Below are 23432 nucleotides of genomic sequence, written 5' to 3'. Positions count from 1 at the left end.
AAAATTATCATCGTTATAAGACCTATTAATTAGTTCTCTAATTTAGCTCCAAAGATAATGTTTGCCTCATTTCTTTGGAGGTTAAAATGAAAAAACAGCTTAGCTTACTCGTGATTGCTAGCCTTTCTAGTTCGGTTTACGCCACTGAGTTCTTCATCGGTGCAGGTGGTGGCTACCAAGGAGTAAAGGGAGAAGTCAGCGATAGCGAATTCGGCACGTTCAGCGATAACGCTAAGGGTGGCGCGTTCCACATAAGAGCCGGCTTATATTTAGAGGATAACCACCGATTTACTGCCACGATCAACCGCATGTTTGACTCTTCGCTCTATCGTAACCGTCTAAATGAAGAACCTGAGCACGTGAGCTCAGGTGTCGATCTTGCTCAAACAGAATACCTGATTTCTTATGATTACCTTCATGCACTAACTTCAGATTTATCTTTGTTTGGGGGTGCTACGGTTGGTTTGGTTAACAACCGAGTTGAAATGTCGATTTATAATCGTGATACAGGGGATGGCGCTTCTCACAAAGCCAGTCATACTGACTTCACTTACGGTTTACAAGTTGGTGCGCAATACCAAATTCTTGATAATTTATCTGCTGATTTACAATACCGTCATATGTTTGAATCATACGACAACACCATTAACTGGGACAGTGGCGAATCAACCAAGGTTTCAATCCCATACAACAATCAAATAAGTCTCTCATTCGACTACCGTTTCTAACGGGTTATTTCTCACGCGCAATCTAGGGATGGATTGCTATCAAATATCGATTCCAATAAAAAACCGCAGTTTCCCGCGGTCTTATCATTTCATTAAGAAAGCTTCTGCCTACCAAGTAAAGAATGTGATAGCGTTGTGCCATCAACGAGCTCTAGCTCACCTCCGACAGGAACACCATGAGCAATACGGCTCGCTTGAACTTGATGCTCTCGGCAAAGCTCAGCAATATAATGGGCCGTTGCTTCACCCTCAACCGTCGGGTTAGTAGCAAGAATCACTTCACTGATATCTCCGCGACGAAGGCGGAAGTCCAGCGTATCTAAACCAATATCACTAGGACCAATCCCATCTAGTGGTGAAAGGTGTCCCATCAGCACGAAGTAACGACCGGAGAATTGGCCGGTTGCCTCAACCGCTGCGATATCCGCAGGGCTTTCAACCACACAAATCTGACCATTTTCCTGTCTTTTAGGATTAGTACAGATATGGCAAGTTTCTTCTTCAGTAAAAGTACGGCACTCGCTACAGTGACCAATTTCGGTCATCGCATGGCTTAACGCATCTGCGAGCTGCAAGCCGCCTTTTCTATCACGCTGTAACAAATGAAAGGCCATACGCTGCGCCGACTTGGGGCCAACCCCAGGTAGACAACGTAAGGCCTCCATCAATTGCTCCAGCATATGACTGGTGCGCATTAATTCTTACTCTATTAGAAAGGCATCTTCATGCCTGGTGGAAGTTGCATACCACCAGTTACACCAGCCATTTTCTCTTTTTGAGTTTCTTCAACACGACGTGCTGCGTCGTTGAAAGCTGCTGCAATAAGATCTTCAAGCATTTCTTTGTCGTCTTCCATTAGACTTTCATCAATGTCAACACGACGAACACTGTGACTACCAGTAATGGTTACTTTCACTAGGCCAGCACCAGACTCACCTGTTACTTCCATATTAGCGATTTCTTCTTGAAGCTTTTGCATGCGATCTTGCATTTGCTGGGCTTGCTTCATTAGATTGCCCATACCGCCTTTACCAAACATGTTTATCTCTCTGGTTAGTTAGCTTGTTTCGTTATTAGATGGGGCCCAATTAGTAAAACTCAACCCCGACAATTATATTGGTCTAACGCTCTCTTTATCGAGCTGAGCAGCAAAGCGCTTCTCGATAAACTGAACATTCTGATCTTGCTCTAAGCTGGTGAAAGCTTGCTGTAAACGCCCTTGATAGAGCTTATCTCGCAGCTCCAGTGGCGTTTCACCACTCTCTCCTACTTCGACACTTAGGTGACACTCTTCTCCGAGAACGCGATTGAGCTCCCCCAGCAGTTCACTTTGCGCTTTGTCTGTATTCAGATGCGCCTGTGTCGCTCTTAGCGTCAATGAAATAGACGCGCCACTTTTCTCATAATATGAGTTTAGTGCAAGCTGCTCCGTTAGCTTCGCTGTTGTTAGCTGGCTAATCAGTTTCGCCCATTCATTTTTTTCTAAGCTCTCATCTACGAGCTTTTGCACCATTTCTGGTGTTTTCTCATGTTCTAACGCCTTTTTGAGTAACGTTGGCGTTAGCTCTATCGATTCTTTCTGAGTCTGAGGTAAGGTCGGTTTCCATTGATATGGTTCATCCTTAGCTGGCTCAGGTGCTGCATTGAAGTTGGATTGTGACAATGGCGACACCTGCGCTGATCCACCGTGTTTTTTTGCTACACGGTCTAAAACAGACTCTGGTTTTGCAGATGTCGCATTAGCCTTTTTTGGCGTATTACCTTGCCCAGGGTTTAACCCTTTTCTTTGCGAACGTAACTGATGACGTAGACCACTCAAAGGTGAAGAAGTTCGTTCACTCGGCTGCGATGATGGCTGACTTTGCGGCTGAGCTGCTGGCTGCCCCATATCTGGCTGAGGGGGAACAAACTGCTCACTTGGTGGCATGTATTGCTCAATCGGTGGCCCATCATATTGCGGCGGCTCGTAGCCATAATCCGCAACAGGAGGTACTACGCTTGCAGTTGGATCAGGTTGAGAAGCCTGAGGTCGAGATTGAGGAATTGATGCCTTAGGCTGAGCACGCAGGGCTGGGTTGACCACAGGAACCGTGTTCACAGGTTTAGGTTCAACAGGAGCAGACGCTTCAACTTGAGTGCTAATGGCATTCGCTTGCGGCTGGGAGACAGGTCTAAACGCCATCATACGCAAGATAACCATCTCTAACCCCACTCTTTCAGAAGGAGATAGAGGGAGGTCTTCTCGTCCCTTTAACGCAATTTGGTAATAAAGCTGAACATCTTGTGGGCTTAATGCACGCGCAAGCAGCTCAACTTTTTCCGCATCAGGCTGGTTTTGGTCTAATGTCGCAGGCAATGCCTGATACATGGCAAGTCTATGCAGTTGCGTCGCTAACTGTTGGAGCAAACCATCCCACTCAACGCCATTTTGAGCGAGAGTTGCGATACACTCCATCGCCGTTTGTGGCTGCTTAGAACTGATAGCTTCAAGTAGGTGTAAAGCTTGATCGGTATCTAAGGTTCCGAGCATATGTGCGACGCTGTCCGTCAGAACTTGACCATTCCCTAGGGCAATCGCTTGGTCAGACAGGCTTAGCGCATCACGCATACTGCCATCAGCCGCATGTGCGATCATACCTAATGCTCTCGCTTCAGCATTAACGCTCTCGTGCTGAAGGATGTGATCAAGCTGCTCATGAATATTATCGACGCTGATTGGTTTCAGATGGAACTGAAGACAGCGAGATAAAATAGTCACGGGAAGTTTTTGTGGGTCTGTGGTTGCCAGTAAGAATTTCACATACTCAGGTGGCTCTTCCAAAGTTTTCAACAAGGCGTTGAAACTATGACGTGAGAGCATGTGAACTTCATCGATAAGATAGACCTTGAATCGACCACGTGCAGGTTTGTACTGCACGTTATCAAGAAGTTCACGAGTGTCTTCAACCTTAGTTCGAGAAGCTGCATCGATCTCTAGTAAGTCAACAAAACGACCCTCATCGATCTCTTTACAGGTATCACAGACTCCACAAGGTGATGCGGTAATGCCGGTTTCACAATTCAAACCTTTGGCGAACAGACGCCCGATAGTGGTTTTACCCACACCGCGAGTGCCGCTAAACAAGTACGCATGATGAAGACGATTTTGCGCCAACGCATTTTCAAGCGCGGTGAGAACATGGGCTTGACCAACCACTTCGTTAAATTTGGTTGGTCGCCACTTTCGCGCTAAGGCAAGATAACTCATGAAACGATACCTATAAATAACCTACCCGATTAGTGACCTTCAAATTCACAGATGCTGTAAACGTTAAGGCCTAGGCCTTCAAGACGTTTATCACCACCAATCTCAGGCAGGTTGATAACGAAAGCAGCGTGCTCAACTTCACCGCCAAGCTGGCGAATCAGCTTTGTAGTCGCTTCAATCGTACCGCCTGTAGCAAGTAAGTCATCAACTACAAGAACTTTGTCACCTTCACTGATCGCGTCAACGTGGATTTCAAGCGTGTCTGTGCCGTACTCTAGCTCATAAGACTGAGCAACAGTCGCACGTGGTAGCTTGCCTGGTTTACGTACTGGTACAAAACCAAGACCAAGCTCTAAAGCCAATGGCGCGCCAAATAGAAAACCGCGAGCTTCAGTACCAACGATTTTGGTAAAGCCCATATCTTTGTACTTATCAACTAACAGCTGAATCGTTGCCTGATAAGCCGCTGCGTCTTCCATTAGGCTTGTTACATCACGAAATAGAATGCCTGGCTTAGGGTAATCTGGGATGCTTTTAATGCTTGATTTGATCTGTGAGATTGTTTCAGTAGTCATAATTCATTCTTAGATTGGCTAGTTGGCGCATTTTTTAAACACTGACCATTTGCTAGCGTAATTCTGAGCACAACCTGACCTCTGGAAATGACTAACGTAACTGCCGCGGTTTATTGTGCCTAAAAAACAAACGCCCACTTCAAAAGCGGGCACACTTCTTCACAATCTTAGTGATTTTCTTCTCTATCGGCAAGGTACTCAGTCACAGGCAGACGAATAAACCAACTGAGTAAAATGATGAGCATCAATACAAGGGCAATCTTTAACCAGAAGTGCGGTACGACCCAAATTGAAAAAGCAAAACTGATGATTATGCATATCACACCACGCTTTTTGACCTTAGCGGTCACAGCGCCATTTTGATGCCAATTCGTCAGAATAGGACCAAATGTTTTGTGCTGATGCAGCCAACGATGAAACTTGGGGCTACTGCGCATAAAACAAGCGCTAGCAAGAAGAATAAACGGAGTGGTCGGTAGGAGTGGTAAAAAAATACCTATAAAGCCCAGAATTAGGCTGAGCACACCAACAAAATTAAGAAAGAGTCTGCGAATTAAGATGGTATGCTCCGAACGCTATTTAGAAGCCCGCATATCCATTAAGCACGCGAATCCAAGTCAAGGTTGCTGGTAGCGTTGGGATAAGCAGTACTGCTATGAATCCAAGAAAGTAGTAAATATTATAAGGTTCTTTAAAATCTTTGTCTGCCATGAGCTTGCTTCTCTAATTATAGGTGTTGACTTTACTCCCATGAGATTAATCAAATGTTAATAACTTGGGTTGTTTTTGTTTTATGGCGGACTATACCCTAATCGTTAGTCGACAAACACCGACTAACAAAAGGGTTATTTGAAATGTGTCTGTTGAACCTTATACCTATCGGGATAAGTCATACCCAGATAATGATTCTAGCTGTGGCGACTAGGCATTGCTGCCACGATAAATATCTAAGCTAAAACTGCTTGAACCCAAACGACTTAACGTTAACTGACAAGCTGACTGAATGGGCAAGTCAGAGGTAATAAAGTTTTTAACGCAATTTTCTCCTAGCATAACCCCTGCCGGAATATGCTGAGAAAAATACCCATTAGCCCATTGAGCATCTAATCCAGCAGGGAGAAGTGATAACGTTCCCTCGGATAAATCAGCGATACCAAATATGGCCTTAACTGGTGTACTGCAATCAGAGCACTTAATCCCCTTTTCAAGCAGGCTTGCTATGTCTTTAAGATCGGCATTAAAGCACTTGAGGTTACGTAGATAATCATGGAAAAGTGCGCGAACCAATAAGGTAGTTGCCGCTCCATGCTGCCCTTCACTGTCAGAATCAACGAGATAAAAAGCAAACTGACCGTTGATAAGCCATGCATAATCGAATACGAGTGGCATCACATCCGTTGACTGGAGCAAGCGATAGCTGCATTTCCAATCGCCTTGAGAAGTGTCCTTGTCTGGTAACAAAGCATGTAGCAAATCTTTGGCTGCGCTTGGATTCTCGTCAAGGTACTCTAAATGCCAATGCAACTCTTGCTCTTCTGGCATATCACCGCTATCGACTCTGAACCATTGACTGGAAAAATCACGTTGATCGCTTAAATGGTTATCCGAGTCATCAAGGGTGTTTTCGATGGCGCACGCTAGGTGCTCATGATTGCTAATCGGTTTAGGTAAAAAATCTTTAATCCCAAACCTCAGTGCTTTCGCCACATCTGAAATTTCATCAGTGGCAGAAACAACGATTAGCGGTAATGAGGGGTACTCGAGGCTCACCTCTTCAACGAACTCGATACCATCCAAAATGGGCATCGACAGATCACACAGAATCAAATCCGGTTCATTTGAACGCAGTTTTTGCAACCCATCGAGTCCATTCTCCGCCTCTACAACCTTGTAGCCTTGGGATTCTAGAAAGCCGAGTGTGATGCGGCGGAAGATCGGATCGTCATCCACCAGCATGATCACCTTTTGCCCAGCGGCGACAGGCACAGCCGCACTGGTTCCAACTTCAACTGTTTTATGCATAAATCTTTGCCTCACACAAACTAATGTTACTGCTCTTTATTGTTATTGTTGTATTTAGTTCTACACACTCCTTAAAAAGTAGTCTCGAACTGCGATTTATACAAATCTTCCACTTTGAAGCCTTGTTGCATACTATATGTATGGAATAACAAATATCGATAAACTTGTTGATGTGACTCAAACTTTGACGTTTGATATACATATAAATTAACCAAATTCGTAAAAATGTGTGTCTGATACAATGAAATTAGATGATCTAAACCTATTTAGACTGGTAGTCGAAAACGGGAGTTATACCGCAACTTCTCGTAAAACGATGATTCCTGTAGCGACAATAACGCGACGTATTCAGGCTCTAGAAGATTCTTTGAACCTACGCCTTCTCAATCGCCATGCTCGTAAACTTTCCCTTACAGAAGCAGGTGAACGTTTTTACAATGAATGTTCTCCTCTGCTTAGCCGCTTAGCCTCAGCTGCAGAGGAGTTAACCGATGAGTGCCGAGGGGCTGCGGGTAAAATTCGTATTACCGCGCCTTCAAACCTGACTAAGCGCATGATGATGCCTATGTACAATGCCTTTATGGCTAAGTACCCTGACATCAATATTGAGCTAACGACCAGCAACCACGCCGATCAGTTGGACCCAACTGAGTGGGATGTCATTTTTCGCGTTGGTCCGCAGCGTGACTCTAGTCTAATCGCGCGTAAAATCAGCTCAGTGGCTGATATTCTGGTCGCTAGCCCTGAATATCTGAAGTTAAATCCAGAACCTAAGCACGCAGAAGACCTGCATCACCACTCTCTGCTTAAAGGATCGCCACTGCTTAAATGGCAGCTGTCAAACAATAGCGGCGAAACCGTTATCAATAATGATAAAGGCCGTTTTCAAGCCAATACCTTAGACGTAGTAAGAAGCTCTTGTTCTTCTGGTTTAGGTATCACTCTTATGCCTGATGTCATGCTGAGGGAGTACATTGAGGATGGTAGCTTAGTTCGCGTTCTCGAAGACTGGAGTGCTAACCCACGCGATATCTATATGCTCTATAACCATAAAGATCATCTACCAGAAAAAGTCCGTTTGTTTATTGATTTTGTTATTGCTTACAATCTTCACTAAACAATCGCCAAAAGTAAAAAAGCTTGGTAATCACCAAGCTTTTTTTAATTCTTACAGATACTCGACGAACTTACTCAAATCCCGCTCTGGTACTTTCATTGGTGTGCAACCTGGCGTACCAAGATAAAGGAAACCAACAATTTCATCGTCACCTTCGAGATTAAACGCTTGGCGCACTTCTTGGTGGAACATCCACTTGCCCGAACGCCAGAATCCCTGAAAACCTTGAGCAACCGCTGCCATCTGCATCGCTTGAACCGCGCAACCTGCTGAAAGGTATTGCTCTAGCGCCGGCACTTTCTCATGTTCGGTCACTTTAGCAATAACAGTAATCACCATTGGGGCACGAAACGGCGCATTTTTCACCTTGTCCACAACGGCTTGTTCACTGTCCTCAGCTTGTGCAGCTTTGACTAGAATGTCAGACAATTTGTTGAGCCCCTCACCTTGCGCAATAACAAAGCGCCAAGGAGTCAAACCTGCATGATCTGGCGCTCTTAGTCCTGCGCGAATAATGTTTTCCAGCGCTTTTCCTTCTGGAGCAGGCTCAGACAACTTTGCGATTGAGCGACGGTTCAACAATAAATCTAGAGCATCCATGAGACTTCCTTTTTAGTTTCTTGTTTTTCTTGATAATAACGCCCATAAACGAAAAAGGCGAACCCATTGGTTCGCCTTAGTAGAGCTTTGGTTTTAGTCGTAGAACTTAGCACCAATGCCTGCTCGCGTGAGTAAACCATCACATGGAGCGAATCGATCGCCATATTTCTGCGCATGCTCGTTCATGATTTCCACCAGTTTTTCGATTCCAATTTGATCCATATAACGGAATGGACCTCCTAGGAATGGAGGGAAACCGATACCGAAAATAGCACCAATATCACCGTCTCTTGGGCTGCGAATGATGCCTTCGTCTAAACAGCGAACCGCTTCATTGAGCATTGGTAGAACACAACGCATAGCGATGTCTTTCTCAGCAAGCTTAGATTCTGGGCTCAAGCTCAGTAACTTATATACTGACTTGTCGACTTCTTTCTTTTTGCCTTTGTAGGTATAGAAACCTTTACCGCTCTTACGTCCTTTACGGTCATCATTGAGCAGTTTGTCAAACACATCTGGCCCTTGGAAACGTTCACCGAGCTCAGCGACTAAAATAGGCATAATTTTGGCACCAATATCAACGCCTACTTCATCAAGCAAGGTTATTGGCCCAACAGGGAAACCAAAGTTAAGCAGTGCAGTATCAAGCTGTTCGATTGGCTCTCCAGTCAACAGAACTTGCGCCGCTTCATTCATGTAGGGCGCTAAGATTCGGTTTACGTAGAAACCAGCACAATCTTTAACCACAATCGGTGTTTTGCCTTGCTTACGCGCAAATTCCACTACCGTTGAAATCGTTTCATCCGAAGTGCCTTGATGAGGAATCACCTCTACTAATGGCATTTTCTCTACCGGACTGAAATAGTGTAGACCGACGACGTTTTCCGGGCGCTCCGCTTTCTCGGCAATCTGATGAATTGGCAAAGACGAAGTATTGGTCGCGAAAATGGTGCTATCTTTGGCGTTACTCTCGATATCTGCCACCATTTGTTGCTTGAGGTTGAGATCTTCGAATACCGCTTCAATAACAATATCGGTGTGGTTAAAGCGAGTAAAATCTGTCCCACCAGAAAGCTGTAACATTTTACTTTGCAGTTGCGCTTTAGAGAGGATTCGACGTTTTCTTTGCTTCTCAAACAGTTTGTAATTGTATTTGAGCGCGTTAAGTACACCGTCATTAGACACATCTTTGATTCGAACAGGCACTTTTGCTTTAGCCACACTGACATGACTAATCCCTGCGCCCATAAGACCACCGCCTAGAACCGCGGCTCTAGCAATAGGTTTAGGTTGAGCATCACTGCCGTGCTCTTTTTTCATCTCTGTGGTTGCAAAGAAGATCGAACGTAGCGCTTTTGACTCAGAGGTCATAACTAGCTCGCCAAAACGCTCAGCTTCTTTCTTCTGGCCTTTTTCAAAGCCCTTTTCGAGACCAAAACGAATCACTTCTAAAATGGCGTCAGCTGCCGGGTAGTTACCTCGAGTCTTCTCTTTCGTCTTTTTAGCAGCTTGCTCAAAAATCACTTTGCGGCCTAAGCCAGTATTTGAGATAAGTTTCTCTTTAGTCGAAACCTTACGTTTGCCTTTCTTCTTATTAGAATTCTTTTCAACAAAGCTTTTAGCAACATCAAGCAACACCGTATGAGGAACGACCGCATCTGCCACGCCCAGTTTTTTCGCTTTCTTTGCTCGAAGCTGTTTGCCAGTAAGAATCATATCTAGTGATGGCAACAAACCAATCAGACGAGGCAGTCGCTGAGTGCCGCCCGAGCCTGGCAAAAGGCCAAGCTGTACTTCTGGTAAGCCTAAACGGGTTTTATCTGAATCACTACACACACGGTAATCACAAGCTAGTGCGAGCTCTAGTCCACCACCCAGACATGGGCCGTGAATAGCGGCAACGACAGGATAAGGCAAGTCCGAAAGCTGCTGGAACATTTGCTGACCTTTTTCTGCCAATGCCTGCGCTTCCTTAGCACTGCTACAAGCATCGAGCATACGCACATCAGCCCCTGCAATGAAGTTATCTGGTTTTAGCGAATGAACCACTAACCCCTTAATTGCCGCACCTTTCTCCGCAAGTTGGCTGAAGATCGCTTCCATTTCGTCAGCGAACGCTGCTTGAAGGGTATTCATTTTCTCGCCTGGGACGTCGATAGAAAGCCATGCGATATCTTGATCATCAATGGATAAGTTAAATGCAGTTTTGTCGCTCATTACTCTACCTCCAGTACCATAGCTGCGCCTAAACCGCCTGCGGCACAGGCTGTATTCAATGCTAAACCACCACCTCTTCGTTGCAGTTCACGCAACGTTTGAGTGATCATGCGCGCGCCTGTCGCAGCAAATGGGTGACCATACGCAATCGAGCCACCTAACACATTGAATTTATCCATATCAATTTCGCCAATCGCTTTTGTTCGACCCAGCTTCTCTTGAGCAAACTTATCGCTTGCGAACATTTTAACGTTTGAAAGCGCCTGCGCGGCAAAGGCTTCATGCATATCGATCAGCGTAAGATCTGAAAGCTCAATCCCCGCGCGATCGAGCGCCATCGGTGTCGCGTAAGAAGGTCCCATTAGCATGTCCTTCTCCACACCAATTGCAGAGAAAGCGTAAGAGCGAATGTAACCCATGATATCTAAGCCAAGTTCCTTCGCTTTGCCTTCGCGCATCAACATAATTGCCGCAGCACCATCGGTAAGAGGCGTACTGTTGGCCGCGGTTACGCTGCCGTACTGGCGGTCAAATGCAGGACGAAGTTTTGCGTAACCCTCAATCGTTGAGTCTTCACGAATATTGTTATCTTTCGCGATCCACTTCTTGTAGGGTTCAGGGAATGCCGTCATGACTTCCCCTTCTATTTTGCCATCATTCCAAGCTTGAGCAGCAAGCGTATGAGAGCGGTGAGCAAGTTCATCTTGCGCCTGACGAGTAATGCCATGTGATTTCGCCATTTGCTCCGCCGTTTGACCCATTGACAAGCCAGTAGAATACTCAGCGACTGCAGGCGGTACTGGCATTAAATCTTTCAATGACAGAGTTTTAAGAATATTGAGCTTTTGGCTGAGTGTCTTGGTTTTACTCAGTGCTAGCAGGTTTGCCGCTAGTTTTTTAGAAACACCAATTGGCAGAACAGACGACGAATCTGCACCACCAGCAATACCGACATCAATGGTTCCCGCCATAATGCTTTCGGCAACGTTTACGGCCGATTGGAAGCTCGTCGCACAAGCACGTGTCACGCTGTAAGCATCGGTATTAATGTCCATCCCTGTTCCAAGCACGATCTCACGTGCGATGTTTGGTGCTTCAGGCATTTGCACAACCTGACCAAACACAACTTGCTCAATCAGTTTTGGATCGATTTCAGTGCGAGCAAGCATATCGCTCACGACCATTTTTCCGAGGTCTACCGCCGGGACTTGGCTAAATTCTGTACTTTGACGCGCAAACGGTGTTCGCAAACCTGCGACAATCGCTACACGTTCTCCTGAGCGAGTTTTCACTTCCTGCTTGCCCATTGTTGCTCCTTAATAAATAGAGGTCTGACCAGAATCATTGTAACGAGAATGTTAATTCAATCAAACGGTCGTTTGAATAAACGTGACTTACGACAGATTACGCTGCTTATCAGCCAATGGCGATAAATAACACTGGACTAAGAGATAACTTGATAAAATAGGTGTAACTTATAGGTAGAATGGTTGTCGTAGAGATTGCAGGCAAAAAAAAACCACACAAAGCTGTGTGGTTGGAATATATAAAGCAATTAACTTACGCCAATTGAAATAATCAGTTTCCTGATTAGGAGAAAGTAAAGTCAGCCTTCAAAAGGAAGTGTCATCTTGCTCAACTTGTCAGTGTAAACACCGACTAGATGACAGGTGTTACTATAACCTTTCGAGTGTGCCAGATTTTGAAATAGATCAATTTTAAGTGGAAAACTAGCTAACAGATGCTGTTATATTTCACTTCACCTATTCACAACATCAATTACTGCGCTTTTATTGCGGCTTCTAATCAAGCAATAACTTTAGCTTGCTAAGTAATGAATATGTACCACTGCCCTGCTAGTCGCAGTGACAACAACAATAAAATCACAGAGCAACGAGGGAGGCTCCTGTGTCAATCATCAACTTTTTTGGAAAGAAAAAGTCCAATGATCCGGTCAACTCGGATATGGACAGACAAAGAAAATACGAAGCGCTCGTCAGGGCCTATCACAGAGACTTATACAGGTACGCCTATTGGTTGTGTAAAGATCCAACCATTGCAGAAGATCTGGTACAAGAAACTTGCCTGCGTGCATGGAAGTCTCTCGATAGCTTACAAGACGAAAAAGCGGCTAAATCTTGGCTTATCACGATATTAAGACGAGAAAACGCGCGCCGTTTCGAGCGCAAACAATTTGACCTGGTAGATATCGACGACCATGGCAACGATGCTAAGGTTTCAGACGATCCTCACCATCAAACTCAATGGGTTCAAGCTCAGATAATGAAGCTTGAGGAGGATTATCGAGAACCACTGTTCCTCCAAGTTGTGGGGGGATTCAGCGGCGAAGAAATCGGCGAGATACTCGGTCTTAATAAGAATACGGTAATGACTCGGCTGTTTAGAGCGAGGAACCAGTTAAAAGAGATGTTAGATTCAGAGAATACACATAGGGGGCAGCAAAATGGATGAATTAGAATTTCGCCGACGCATCATGTCCGATCCTAAACACAGAGATAGTGAGATATGTGCGGCAATAAAAGAAAGTGAGCAAAACGCACAGTTCGCTGATGAAGTCCTCGATCTCGACAAACAGATTGCAAAAGCTATGGCAGTCGACGTACCTGAAGATCTGGCTGATAAGATTTTGTTTAATCAAACGTCTGTCGCCAGAGATAACGTTGTGCGACCAAACTTTGCTCGCAAGGCGATGGCAATGGCAGCGTCGGTAGCATTTGTGGCAGGTTTATTGGTTGGCCAGCTAAATTGGAGCAATCTGGTTGTCTCTCCAGCGCAAGCGAGCTTAGCAACAACGGCGCTTCAGCATGTCGTTGATGAAAAGCCATTTATCCAAAATCTTGATGAGCAGGTCAAATCATCACAAATCAACGCCAAGATGATGCCTTTTGACCACCAACTATCTGAAACCTTTCCGTACCATGTGTATTACTTAAACCACTGCGGCTTCGGTAAATCCAATGCGCTACATATGGTATTCAGAGGGGAAAAAGGCAAAGTCACACTGTTCTTAACCGGGATTCCATCTAACCAAGCAGTCGACTTCAATGAAGACGGTATGGCTGGAGTTGTGGAGCCAATGGGAGACACCAGTATGATCATTGTCGGTGATGAAGGTGAAGATGTGGCTAAGATCGCTGAAAGCATATCTAAAATCATCAAACCAATGATTTAACAAAATAGCAACATTTTGTGACCCACGTCATGGCTTGGACATCCTGTTCAAGCCATTTTTTTAGCACAAAATTAGAGTCAAGACTCTAAAAAGACGTTTTTTGCAGCACTTTCTTGCCAGATAACCATCATTTCCATAATTTTATCGTCCTGATCGGCAATGGTCGGATTTCTATATCATATACTTGAGTCTAGTATCAGCCACCACTGAGCTTTTGCTCAAATTTTATCGTCCACTTAGAGACGAACAAAAAGGAAAAAGCAAAAATGAACAAGACGCGTCTGTTTAAAAAGTCACTATTAGCAGTGACAATCGCAACAACTTCTCTAGCTTCGCAGCAAGCTCTCGCTGCAGGTTTCCAACTTAACTCTCAATCTGCAACGGGCCTAGGTCGTGCATTTGCAGGTGATGCTGTTATCGCGGATAACGCTTCTGTTATGTCGCGTAACGCAGCTGCAATGGCTCTATTTGACCGTACTGAAATGTCGCTCGGTTTCAATATCATTGATTCTGAAGTTGAAGTGAAAGATGTTAGCCATTCAATCACAGGTGACCAAAACCTTGATACAACGAATGATGCTACCTCATTCGTGCCTAACCTTTACGTTTTGCATCCAGTCAACGACAAGTTCGCGGTAGGCCTTGGCCTTTACTCTAATTATGCGACAACTAATGAGTTTGATGATAACTGGGGGCAAGGAACAGGGTTCGCACCAGCACCTGGCGCTGATGGCTTTGGTGGTATCACTAACCTAAGCTCTATGAACCTATTACTAGCAGCGTCTTACAGAATTAACGAGCAATGGAGCGTTGGTGGCGGCCTTGATGTTATTTACGGTCAAGGTGAACTGAAACGTAAAACTAATTTCCAAGGCTCCCCAGCACCGGAAACACAACTTCTTGACGTAGATGTTGATGGTTATGGAGTTGGTTTCAATATCGGTACTGTATTTGAACTCAACGAAAACAACCGTTTCGGCCTAAGCTACCACTACAGTCCAGAAATCGAAGCTAGCGGTACGGCCAAAAAATTCAACTCCACAAACTCACAGTTTGAAGATATTGGCAAGGTTAAGATTGCCCTACCATCAAGAGCTGAATTCTCCGGTTACCACCGCATCGAAGATACTAAGTTCGCTGTTCACTACAGCATCCAGTACATTAGTTGGAGTGACTTTGAAGAGCTAGGCTCAACTAGCGGTACTCAGATTAAAGAATACAAGTGGAAGGATACTTACCACTACTCTATCGGTGGTACTTACTACATTAACCAAAACTGGGAAGCACGCATTGGTTACATGTACGACCAAGGTGTGCAAGATGAACTAACTTCAGTGTCTGTACCAGATTCTGATCGCCAATGGTTCTCTGCAGGTGCAACCTACCATCTAAACAAAGATCAAGCGATCGATGTTGGCTTCACTTACCTAACAAGTAAAGAGAAGCAAGTTAATGACCAGCTTGGTTCAGTGACTCTAGATGCTAAAACACAAGCAACTGCTTTCCTATTTGGTATGCAATACACGCACAAATTCTAAGCTCAGCTTACAATACCTACAAAAAGGCCAGCGCTGCTGGCCTTTTTCTTTTAAGTTAACTCGCTTTTGACTCTGACCTTTCTCAGTTCGATTTGCTTGACCATTCCCAAAATTCAAGCTTACACACGTACTCCATAAGCGATATTGGTGCTACAAATGTTCGCTGAAATATCAAAACATTACATTAACATCCAGTATTTACATCTATTAAATAAAATAATAGTTATATAAAACTCCAAATAGTATCGGTACAGTGTTTTTAATTTTTAAAGTAATAGCTCTAACCCTATGATCGCTCGACACAAATACAATCAGTTCAGCGAACATTACAATGAAAACGAATAAGACTCTTCTATCACTTGCTGTAACATGCGGCCTAGTGGCAACCTCTTCAGCCGTAAACGCAGCGGGCTTCCAGTTGGCAGAATACTCAGCAACAGGTCTAGGCCGTGCTTACGCTGGTGAAGCGGCAATGGCAGACAACGCAAGCGCACAGTGGCGTAACCCAGCTATGCTAACTCACCTTGAAGGTACTCAGATCTCTACTGGTGCGATTTATGTTGATCCAAACATAGACATCAACGGTGAAGTAACAACGAATTCTGCTACGGGTGATCGCCGCGGTGCAACCTCCTCTAAAGATATTGCTCATAGTGCGGTTATCCCTAACCTGTACCTCTCGCACAAATATAACGACAAGTTAGCTATTGGCTTTGCCCTTGGTACAAATTACGGTATGGAAACTGAGCTTGAATCAAGCTTCACAGCTCTTCATTTCGGTGACAAAGCCAGTGTTAAGACGGTCGAAGCAGTTGCCAGCCTTGGCTACCAAGTCGTTGACAGCTTCAGTGTTGGCGCAGGCGTTCGTTACGTGACAGGCGAAGGACACTTTGGTGCAAGCCTTAAAAGCGTGGTAGATGGCTCAGTGACAACCCTCAAATATATGGAAGGGGACGATACATCCTGGGGTTACCAACTAGGTGCCGCATGGGATATCAATGAACACAACCGAATAGGCGTAGCTTACAAATCAGAAGTTACGATGGACTTTGAAGGAACGGCATCTGGGCTATCTTACACACCATCTAAGCCAGGAACACTTTCTATCCCGCTCCCAGCAACATTAGAAGTTGCAAGCTTCCACCAATTAACGGATACAGTATCTATTCATGCAAGCGTCAACTGGACAGATTGGAGCAAATTCAAGGAGCTTCAAGCGCAATTCGCGACTGGTCCAGATACGATAAAAACCGAAAACTGGAAGGACAACTACCGCTTTGCTGTAGGTGCAACTTATCAATACGATGCTAAGCTAGCATTACGCACTGGTGTGGCTTATGACACTTCAGCTGTTGATGATAAAAACCGTACCACAACAATTCCTGAAACTGACCGTACATGGTTGAGCCTAGGAGCTAGCTACCAGTTCACTGACCAATTCTCACTTGACGGTGGCTTTACTTATATTCTGGCCAAAGATGCGCCAATTAAAGAACCACGTGATGCCTCTGATCAAACTGCTGCATTGACTGGTGGTAACTTCGAGGGTGAGATTTCAGGCGATGTATGGCTAATCGGCCTACAAGCGAACTACACTTTCTAGTCATAAAATACAAAGCAAAAAGGCTTGGTTTCACCCAAGCCTTTCTTCTAACTCGCTATCAACCGCTAAAACTCTTCCAAGTACTCATTTAAGTACTCTTCTTCTTCATGGTTGTAGTCATCTTTTTCTATCTCAGCATTATAGTCCTGACGCTGTATGTAAGCATCGCGCGCGACCGCATAAGGATCTGGTGAGTTATCAAGTAGAGCTTCTTGATTGACTAAAGCCGCTCGCGTTTCCATCCCCTCCAATGCCCATTTCCCTAGGCCAGCCCAGAAATTGAGAAATGATAACGGAACATAGGTTTTATCAACGAGATCTGCGGTCTCACGAACAGTCCAAGGGCCGTAACCTGGCACCATCACATAAGGACCATTACCAACGCCATAATGACCTACGGCATCACTGAATGTTTTGTCGTTGTGGTCCGTAATGCCCGCTTCAGAGGCAACATCAATAAGACCTGCAAGGCCAATAGTGGAGTTGATCCAAAAGCGGTTAAAGTGGTCGAGCGCTTTGCCACCATTCCCCATAATAAGATTGTTAACCATACTTGATGGCTCGTCGAGGTTACCTAAAAAATTACTGATACCGGTTCGAATCGGTGAAGGCACATAATTTACATACGCTAAAGAGACAGGTCGAACAAAATAAGGATCGAGGTAATCGTAGTTAAATGTCCACATAGAGCGGTTAAAACTCTCCATAGGGTCATAAACTTCGGATTCGCTGAATGCAGACTCATCTTCGGGCGCTGACGCACACCCGCCTAACCCAAGGGTTAGTAACAACATCCATATCTGCGGCTTTATTTTTCTCATTATTATCAATCCATAAAAAAGGCCGGTAATGTTACCGGCCTTCGTTAATTCATAATCAATAACTATTAATATTGACTATCAATCATAACTTCAACTGGTTCGCCTATTCTAACGGCTTCGCTCTCACCAAACCAGTCCCCTTGTTTGGTTGCAACGTTACCATCACTGTCTATACGTACGCGCACCATTAAAGATTCAAGAGAAGAGAGCTTTCTACCTTCAAGCATACTATTGCCATCATCTAAGACAACGGTACGTGGAAAAGTTCCTAGCGGGTATCTCGCTGCTGCTACTGGCATTGGTGAACCATCAGCTGTATGAACAGAAACAATTAACGATGAGTTAGGATCTGCGTTAACGGCGTCGCCTAAAGAGATAGTGACTGAGACTGATTTTCCAGTTCCTACCTGTTGACCCATCTGCTTCTGCGCATTTTCGATGCTTCTTGACAGCATTTCATAACGGCTATCTTTCGGGCCAATCATCTGCTGCATGATACTCCAGTAACGAACCGCTGCAGGATAATCTTTTCGCTCATAAGCATCAAATGCCAAAAGTGAGAATACTCGCAGATCAACATAATCTTGCTGTACTAGCTGACCTAGTAAACGACGAGCCTTATCTTGATCGGTATCGTCTTGCGATAGCATCAGCGCTTGGGCGTAGCCCAACATGACATCAGGGTTGTCTGACTCAAGGTTGTAGGCCTTCTTCATCGCACCCACTGCGGTACCGACATCACGGTTAGCCAATGCAATACGGCCTAATAGCAACCAACCCGTTGAGTCATCAGGCTGATAGTGAAGACGTGTACGCAGCGCTAAAGTCAAATCCTGCATTTCATCTTCACTAAGAGCCGCCCCTTCCGGTGACATCAGCTTCTTAGATAGTGCAGGTAAGTTAGCACTAACTTCCTGCCACTGCTGCACATCTTCAGACGCACCAAATTTGAAGTACAAGCCGTAAGACAGACCAATGACAAGTAGCGTAGAAGGTACAAGCACAGCCATTGCAGAGATGCTGCTCTCTTGCTTTTTCTGCTCTTGGTTTGGAATATCATCAAGCAGCGACTGTTTAAGATCGTCGATTAACTCTTGTTGGTCTTCAACTAAACCTTCATCTGTCTCTTCTTCGAGCTCTTCTAAGCGATCCTTGTAAAACGCTTTATTGAGTTCGTCACGAAGCTGCTCGTCGTTGTTTGATTTCTTCTTGATAAAAGGTAGTGCAATCAGCAAAACACTCACTGCGACTAGAATGACAGAAGCTATCCAAAATAGTGTCATTACTGCTTTTCTCCATCATTCTTTTCATCAAGCAACGCTTTTAAACGTGCTTCTTTTTCTGAATCCCACTGCTGTTCGTCGTCTTCTATAACGTCTACTTTGCGTTTACGACTACGAACTAAGATAAATCCAAACCCAAAAAGCACGACAGCAATCGGACCAATCCATAAGATGGATGTCGCAATCGTAAATGGCGGATTGTAGGTAACAAAGTTGCCGTAACGAGCAATCATATAATCAATGATCTCTTGCTTTGATTTACCCTCTTTGGTCATTTCATAGACTTTCTGACGCAAATCGACCGCTAGTTCAGCGTTGGAATCAGCAATGGTGTTATTCTGACATTTCGGGCAGCGTAACGTATCTCCAAGTTCTTTGAACTGAAGCTCTTGCTCCAAAGAGTCGAACTCGTGAATTTCAATCGCGGCATGCGCTGACATTGCAAAACTTAAGCTTGCAACTAGCGCAATCATCCATTTCTTCATGATTTCGCCTCCGCTAGCATCGCTTCGTACATCGGCTTAAGCTTCTCATTCCAGTTACGGTCGTTAACATCACCAACGTGACGGTAGCGAATAATGCCATTGGCATCGATAAGGAAGGTCTCTGGCGCGCCATAAACACCCAGGTCTAGCCCGAGCATGCCATTTCCATCGAATAAACTGATCAGGTAAGGATTACCAAGGTCCGTCAGCCAACCGACTGCTTTATCACGTTGATCTTTGTAGTTCAGGCCAATAATTTTGACGCCTTGGCCTGCTAGCTCATTAAGATATTGATGCTCGGCATAACAAGTCGGACACCAGGTCGCCCAAACGTTAAGCAAGAGCGGTTCACCTTTAAAGATCGCTTGGTCGTAAAGCTTACCCGGTTCTGCTAAGTCTTCTAAACGAAACTCAGGCACCTCTTTACCAACTAATACGGACTCAAGTTTCGTTGGATCGTCACCATGTTGGTTTTTAATCAGCTGGGTCGCAAAGACTGCAACCAAGCCTAAAAATGCCACTAAGGGGATAAATAAAAACTTCTTATTCATTATGCCTCCTGCTTCCTAGCACTTTTTCTAAAACGGTAGCGCTTGTCACTGATTGCGATTGCACCGCCGAGTGCCATCAACAATGACCCAGCCCAAATCCAGCGAACAAACGGTTTGTGGTAAATACGCACCGCCCATGATTTGTTGTCATCAAGGCGCTCACCCATTGCAATGTACAAGTCACGAGTGACACCACGGTCAATGGCCGCTTCCGTCATCATAGAACGCGCTGTGGTGTAGAAACGTTTCTCTGCATGCAGGGTGTTGATGTATTTGCCATCTCGCGTGATCTTAAAGTCCGCGATGTAACCATCATAGTTTGGACCATCTTTGTCACGAAGACCTTCAAAATGGAAATCGTAGCCTTGAATCTGGATATGTTCACCTGGCGCTAAACGAACATCACGCTCGATACTGTAGTTTTGCACCATCGCAATGCCAATAACACTCACCGCTAAACCTAGGTGGCCTAACATCATTGCCCAGTGGCTGCGTTGTAGCTTTTTAACACCTTCCATAAATGGATGACGGTGGGTCGCGCGCTCGTACAATTCAAAAGCGTGTAAGCAGATAATCCACAGAGACATTACCCAACCTAGGTAAGCCATAAATAGGAAGTGTTCAGAGAAGATAGTCACAAACACACCCGCCAATACCAGTGAGATAACCCCTGAAATTAGCATTGGCTTCTTAAGCGCTGATAGGTTGTCACGCTTCCAACGTATAAGTGGACCTATACCTAATAGGAATGCAAATGGGATCATTAACCACGCAAATAGCATGTCAAAGAATGGCGCACCAATGGATACTGAGCCTAAACCAATCTGCTTGTGTACAAGAGGTAGAAGTGTACCAACTAACACCACCACAAGGGCAGCAATCAGCAGAACATTGTTAGCTAGCAACGCGTTTTCACGTGACACTAGGTCAAAATTACCACGCACTCTTACCGACGCACCCTTCAGTGCAAATAGAAGTAATGAGCCGCCAATAACAAAGACTAGGAAGCCAAGGATAAACATGCCTCGCGATGGATCCGAAGCAAACGCGTGTACAGAGACCAGAATGCCTGAACGTACTAGGAAAGTACCTAACAAGCTTAGCGAAAACGCAGAGATAGCTAACAATACCGTCCACGCTTTAAACGTGCCGCGTTTTTCGGTTACCGCTAAAGAGTGCATCAAGGCAGTACCCGCCAGCCAAGGCATAAAGGATGCATTTTCAACTGGATCCCAGAACCACCAGCCGCCCCAGCCAAGCTCGTAATACGCCCACCAAGAACCAAGCGCGATACCTAAGGTGAGGAATAACCAAGCTGCGGTTGTCCAAGGACGAGACCAGCGTGCCCATGCTGTATCTAAGCGACCTGTCATCAGAGAGGCAATCGCAAATGAGAAAGCAACCGAGAAACCTACATAGCCCATGTAAAGCATTGGCGGGTGAATGATTAAGCCCGGATCCTGAAGCAGTGGGTTTAAATCACGACCATCAACTGGGAAGAATGGTAAGGTACGCAAGAATGGGTTCGACGTTAGGATGATAAACAGTAGGAAACCGACTGTGATCATACCCATAACCGCTAGAACACGTGCGACAGATTCTTGTGGCATACCACGACTGAATGTCGCAACCGCTACCGTCCATGCTGCTTGGATCAATACCCAAAGTAGCAATGAGCCTTCATGCGCGCCCCAAACTGCGGTTAAGCGGTAATACCACGGCAACTGGCTGTTAGAGTTGCTTGCAACATAGTTGAGCGTGAAGTCGTTGGTATAAAAAGCCCAAAGCAGAATTGCAAATGAAACCGCTAGTAGTAAGAACATGCCCCAAGACAAAGGTCTGGCGCTGTTCATCAGTAAAGTATTGTTTTTGGATGCACCAACCAACGGCAGAATACTTAGCAATACTGCTAATGCCAGTGAGATGATCAGTGCAAAGTGACCAATTTCAGCAATCATTGACCGCTTCCTTGTTTTTGTTGTTCTGTGTATTGCAATGGTTCATGGGTTTTCTTCATTGCTTCTGCGATTTCTGGAGGCATGTACTCTTCATCGTGCTTAGCCAATACTTCAAAGGCTTCAACTGTCGTCGCGTCTTTTAACACGCCTTGAGCGACAATACCCTGCCCTTCACGGAACAAATCTGGAAGAATACCGTCGTAAACAATCGTTACTGTTGGGCCGACATCATGCAAGTCGAACGATACACGTAGGGACTCTGAGTCGCGCTTAACTGAGCCAACCACAACCATACCACCGATACGAAGGCGCTGACCGACTTCAGGTTTAGTCCCATCAGGTTTACCGTTCACAAGCTCTGTCGGGGTGTAGAAAAGATCCATATTTTGATTCAGTGCATATAGCATCAAACCGATTGTGGCACTGATACCGATAAAGATCGCAAGAACAATGCCGAGCCTCTTTTTACGTCTTGGGTTCATAATGTGTTCTCCAAATTTTTCGCCGCATCAATTCGCGCTTGTCTGTCTATTTTCGCTTGTACTTCACCGAGTAGAGATTGACCTCTTCTCACACTCAATACCAATAAGACAATCATCACACCGAACGTGACACCAAATGCTGTCCAGACATAACCGGCATAGCCGCCCATGGCAAAGAAATCACTCAAAGATTCAAAATGCATGTTTAACTCCCTCTCTGAGACTTATCTGCTGCTAACTTGATCACCCAAGGGCGATGACTCTCTTTGCTAATAATTTCGTTACGGAAACGAATCATGGTGACGGAGCCAAAGAAGAAAGCAAATCCAAAAATGTTCAGTAGCAAAGGCCACAACATATTGCTTGAGATAGATGGTTTCTCAAATTTTGTAATAGTTGCGCCTTGGTGAAGAGTGTTCCACCACTCTACAGAGAAGTGAATGATAGGTAAGTTCACCACACCGACGATTGCCAAAATACCCGCCGCTTTTGCTGCTGTTTTTTGGTCGTCAAACGCATGGTAAAGAGCAATAACACCCAAGTAGAGGAAAAGAAGAATAAGTTCAGAAGTTAAACGCGCATCCCATACCCACCATGTACCCCACATTGGTTTACCCCAGATCGCGCCAGTTAGTAGCGCAATAAAGGTGTAGACCGCACCAATAGGTGCCATGGCAGACGCTGCCATATCTGACAAACGAACTTGCCAAACGATACCAATGAAAGCTGCGATAGCCATAGACATATAAACGCCCATAGACCAAATAGCAGAAGGCACATGGATATAGATAATTCGAAAGCTATCACCTTGCTGATAATCAGAAGGTGCGAAAGCTAATCCCCATACTGTGCCGACGGTTAAACACACCAGCGCCAGTACAGAGAACCAGGGCAAAAGCTTACCGCAAAGCTGGTAGGCTGATTCGGGCTTGGCATAAGGATGGAGCCATTTCCACATCGTCGTTCTCACTCTTACTTCAAGTTCATTTAACTTTTTCGTTAAACAATTATT

The 23432-nt window shown here is 45.0% G+C and carries 24 protein-coding genes; 6 read left to right on the top strand and 18 right to left on the bottom strand.

All coding sequences use genetic code 11. The features are described 5' to 3' along the window. The first annotated feature begins 86 nt into the window (after positions 1 to 86). Positions 87 to 728, top strand: a complete 642-nt coding sequence (locus AC6R16_RS11220; RefSeq protein WP_500674398.1) for an outer membrane beta-barrel protein — start codon at positions 87 to 89, stop codon at positions 726 to 728. Between the two features lie 92 nt (positions 729 to 820). On the opposite strand, the gene recR is transcribed toward AC6R16_RS11220, so the two are convergent. From recR to AC6R16_RS11185, 7 genes are all read right to left on the bottom strand, one after another. Beyond that, the gene (gene recR, locus AC6R16_RS11215; RefSeq protein ID WP_004748325.1) at positions 821 to 1423 is read right to left on the bottom strand and encodes a recombination mediator RecR; all 603 of its coding nucleotides are present in this window, start codon (positions 1421 to 1423) and stop codon (positions 821 to 823) included. 14 nt (positions 1424 to 1437) lie between these two features. Then, entirely contained in the window at positions 1438 to 1767 is a 330-nt protein-coding gene (locus AC6R16_RS11210) for a YbaB/EbfC family nucleoid-associated protein (RefSeq protein WP_004748326.1), read from the bottom strand. A 72-nt stretch (positions 1768 to 1839) separates the two neighbouring features. After that, the gene (gene dnaX, locus AC6R16_RS11205; RefSeq protein WP_500674397.1) at positions 1840 to 3975 is read right to left on the bottom strand and encodes a DNA polymerase III subunit gamma/tau; all 2136 of its coding nucleotides are present in this window, start codon (positions 3973 to 3975) and stop codon (positions 1840 to 1842) included. A gap of 29 nt (positions 3976 to 4004) precedes the next feature. Next, positions 4005 to 4550 (bottom strand): adenine phosphoribosyltransferase, encoded by a 546-nt coding sequence (gene apt / locus AC6R16_RS11200; RefSeq protein WP_004748330.1) that lies wholly within the window; start codon positions 4548 to 4550, stop codon positions 4005 to 4007. 167 nt (positions 4551 to 4717) lie between these two features. Then, positions 4718 to 5110, bottom strand: coding sequence for a YbaN family protein (locus AC6R16_RS11195; RefSeq protein ID WP_500674656.1), 393 nt, complete (start codon positions 5108 to 5110; stop codon positions 4718 to 4720). Between the two features lie 19 nt (positions 5111 to 5129). Then, a complete protein-coding gene (locus tag AC6R16_RS11190; protein WP_004748332.1) occupies positions 5130 to 5261 on the bottom strand; it encodes a hypothetical protein in 132 nt (43 codons plus the stop codon). A gap of 210 nt (positions 5262 to 5471) precedes the next feature. Beyond that, positions 5472 to 6572: a response regulator gene (locus AC6R16_RS11185; RefSeq protein WP_500640866.1), complete on the bottom strand. Its 1101-nt coding sequence runs from the start codon at positions 6570 to 6572 to the stop codon at positions 5472 to 5474. A gap of 241 nt (positions 6573 to 6813) precedes the next feature. On the opposite strand from AC6R16_RS11185, the gene AC6R16_RS11180 reads away from it, so the two are divergent. Next, positions 6814 to 7689, top strand: a complete 876-nt coding sequence (locus AC6R16_RS11180; RefSeq protein ID WP_004748335.1) for a LysR family transcriptional regulator — start codon at positions 6814 to 6816, stop codon at positions 7687 to 7689. A 51-nt stretch (positions 7690 to 7740) separates the two neighbouring features. On the opposite strand, the gene AC6R16_RS11175 is transcribed toward AC6R16_RS11180, so the two are convergent. The 3 genes from AC6R16_RS11175 to fadI form a co-directional block, all read right to left on the bottom strand. Then, positions 7741 to 8289, bottom strand: a complete 549-nt coding sequence (locus AC6R16_RS11175) for an NAD(P)H nitroreductase (protein ID WP_500674396.1) — start codon at positions 8287 to 8289, stop codon at positions 7741 to 7743. A gap of 93 nt (positions 8290 to 8382) precedes the next feature. Continuing rightward, positions 8383 to 10506 (bottom strand): fatty acid oxidation complex subunit alpha FadJ, encoded by a 2124-nt coding sequence (fadJ, locus tag AC6R16_RS11170; protein WP_500674395.1) that lies wholly within the window; start codon positions 10504 to 10506, stop codon positions 8383 to 8385. Beyond that, on the bottom strand, positions 10506 to 11813 hold the full coding sequence (gene fadI / locus AC6R16_RS11165; protein ID WP_500640868.1) for an acetyl-CoA C-acyltransferase FadI: 1308 nt from the start codon (positions 11811 to 11813) through the stop codon (positions 10506 to 10508). The genes fadJ and fadI overlap by 1 nt, the downstream gene beginning before the upstream one ends. A gap of 658 nt (positions 11814 to 12471) precedes the next feature. On the opposite strand from fadI, the gene AC6R16_RS11160 reads away from it, so the two are divergent. The 4 genes from AC6R16_RS11160 to AC6R16_RS11145 all read left to right on the top strand — a co-directional run bounded on the left by AC6R16_RS11160 (position 12472) and on the right by AC6R16_RS11145 (position 16840). After that, positions 12472 to 12978 (top strand): sigma-70 family RNA polymerase sigma factor, encoded by a 507-nt coding sequence (locus tag AC6R16_RS11160; RefSeq protein WP_253649379.1) that lies wholly within the window; start codon positions 12472 to 12474, stop codon positions 12976 to 12978. Then, positions 12971 to 13699: a DUF3379 domain-containing protein gene (locus tag AC6R16_RS11155; protein WP_500640869.1), complete on the top strand. Its 729-nt coding sequence runs from the start codon at positions 12971 to 12973 to the stop codon at positions 13697 to 13699. Before AC6R16_RS11160 ends, AC6R16_RS11155 begins: the two co-directional genes overlap by 8 nt. Positions 13700 to 13965: 266 nt before the next feature. Next, positions 13966 to 15237, top strand: a complete 1272-nt coding sequence (locus AC6R16_RS11150) for a BamG-related protein (RefSeq protein ID WP_500674394.1) — start codon at positions 13966 to 13968, stop codon at positions 15235 to 15237. A 331-nt stretch (positions 15238 to 15568) separates the two neighbouring features. Next, the gene (locus AC6R16_RS11145; RefSeq protein ID WP_500674393.1) at positions 15569 to 16840 is read left to right on the top strand and encodes an outer membrane protein transport protein; all 1272 of its coding nucleotides are present in this window, start codon (positions 15569 to 15571) and stop codon (positions 16838 to 16840) included. A 65-nt stretch (positions 16841 to 16905) separates the two neighbouring features. Here the strand turns inward: AC6R16_RS11145 and AC6R16_RS11140 are convergent, their stop codons facing one another. The 8 genes from AC6R16_RS11140 to AC6R16_RS11105 all read right to left on the bottom strand — a co-directional run bounded on the left by AC6R16_RS11140 (position 16906) and on the right by AC6R16_RS11105 (position 23378). Further along, positions 16906 to 17661 (bottom strand): MlaA family lipoprotein, encoded by a 756-nt coding sequence (locus tag AC6R16_RS11140; RefSeq protein ID WP_500674392.1) that lies wholly within the window; start codon positions 17659 to 17661, stop codon positions 16906 to 16908. A gap of 65 nt (positions 17662 to 17726) precedes the next feature. Further along, positions 17727 to 18944 (bottom strand): c-type cytochrome biogenesis protein CcmI, encoded by a 1218-nt coding sequence (gene ccmI / locus AC6R16_RS11135; RefSeq protein ID WP_500674391.1) that lies wholly within the window; start codon positions 18942 to 18944, stop codon positions 17727 to 17729. Beyond that, complete coding sequence (locus AC6R16_RS11130) at positions 18944 to 19429, bottom strand: cytochrome c-type biogenesis protein (protein ID WP_500640874.1); 486 nt, start codon at positions 19427 to 19429, stop codon at positions 18944 to 18946. Before AC6R16_RS11130 ends, ccmI begins: the two co-directional genes overlap by 1 nt. After that, positions 19426 to 19980 carry a DsbE family thiol:disulfide interchange protein gene (locus AC6R16_RS11125; RefSeq protein WP_239851930.1) on the bottom strand — a complete coding sequence of 185 codons (555 nt, stop codon included), beginning with the start codon at positions 19978 to 19980 and terminating at the stop codon, positions 19426 to 19428. Before AC6R16_RS11125 ends, AC6R16_RS11130 begins: the two co-directional genes overlap by 4 nt. After that, positions 19980 to 21938: a heme lyase CcmF/NrfE family subunit gene (locus AC6R16_RS11120; RefSeq protein ID WP_500674390.1), complete on the bottom strand. Its 1959-nt coding sequence runs from the start codon at positions 21936 to 21938 to the stop codon at positions 19980 to 19982. Before AC6R16_RS11120 ends, AC6R16_RS11125 begins: the two co-directional genes overlap by 1 nt. Then, positions 21935 to 22420: a cytochrome c maturation protein CcmE gene (ccmE, locus tag AC6R16_RS11115; RefSeq protein ID WP_171322526.1), complete on the bottom strand. Its 486-nt coding sequence runs from the start codon at positions 22418 to 22420 to the stop codon at positions 21935 to 21937. Before ccmE ends, AC6R16_RS11120 begins: the two co-directional genes overlap by 4 nt. After that, positions 22417 to 22623: a heme exporter protein CcmD gene (gene ccmD, locus AC6R16_RS11110; protein WP_004748648.1), complete on the bottom strand. Its 207-nt coding sequence runs from the start codon at positions 22621 to 22623 to the stop codon at positions 22417 to 22419. Before ccmD ends, ccmE begins: the two co-directional genes overlap by 4 nt. Before the next feature lie 2 nt (positions 22624 to 22625). After that, a complete protein-coding gene (locus AC6R16_RS11105) occupies positions 22626 to 23378 on the bottom strand; it encodes a heme ABC transporter permease (protein ID WP_500674389.1) in 753 nt (250 codons plus the stop codon). Positions 23379 to 23432 lie beyond the last annotated feature (54 nt).

The sequence above is a fragment of the Vibrio sp. R10-SG3-ISO10 genome (assembly GCF_059834185.1).
The sequence above is the reverse complement of the archived record's forward strand: the minus strand, read 5'-3'. Positions and strand labels throughout refer to the sequence as shown.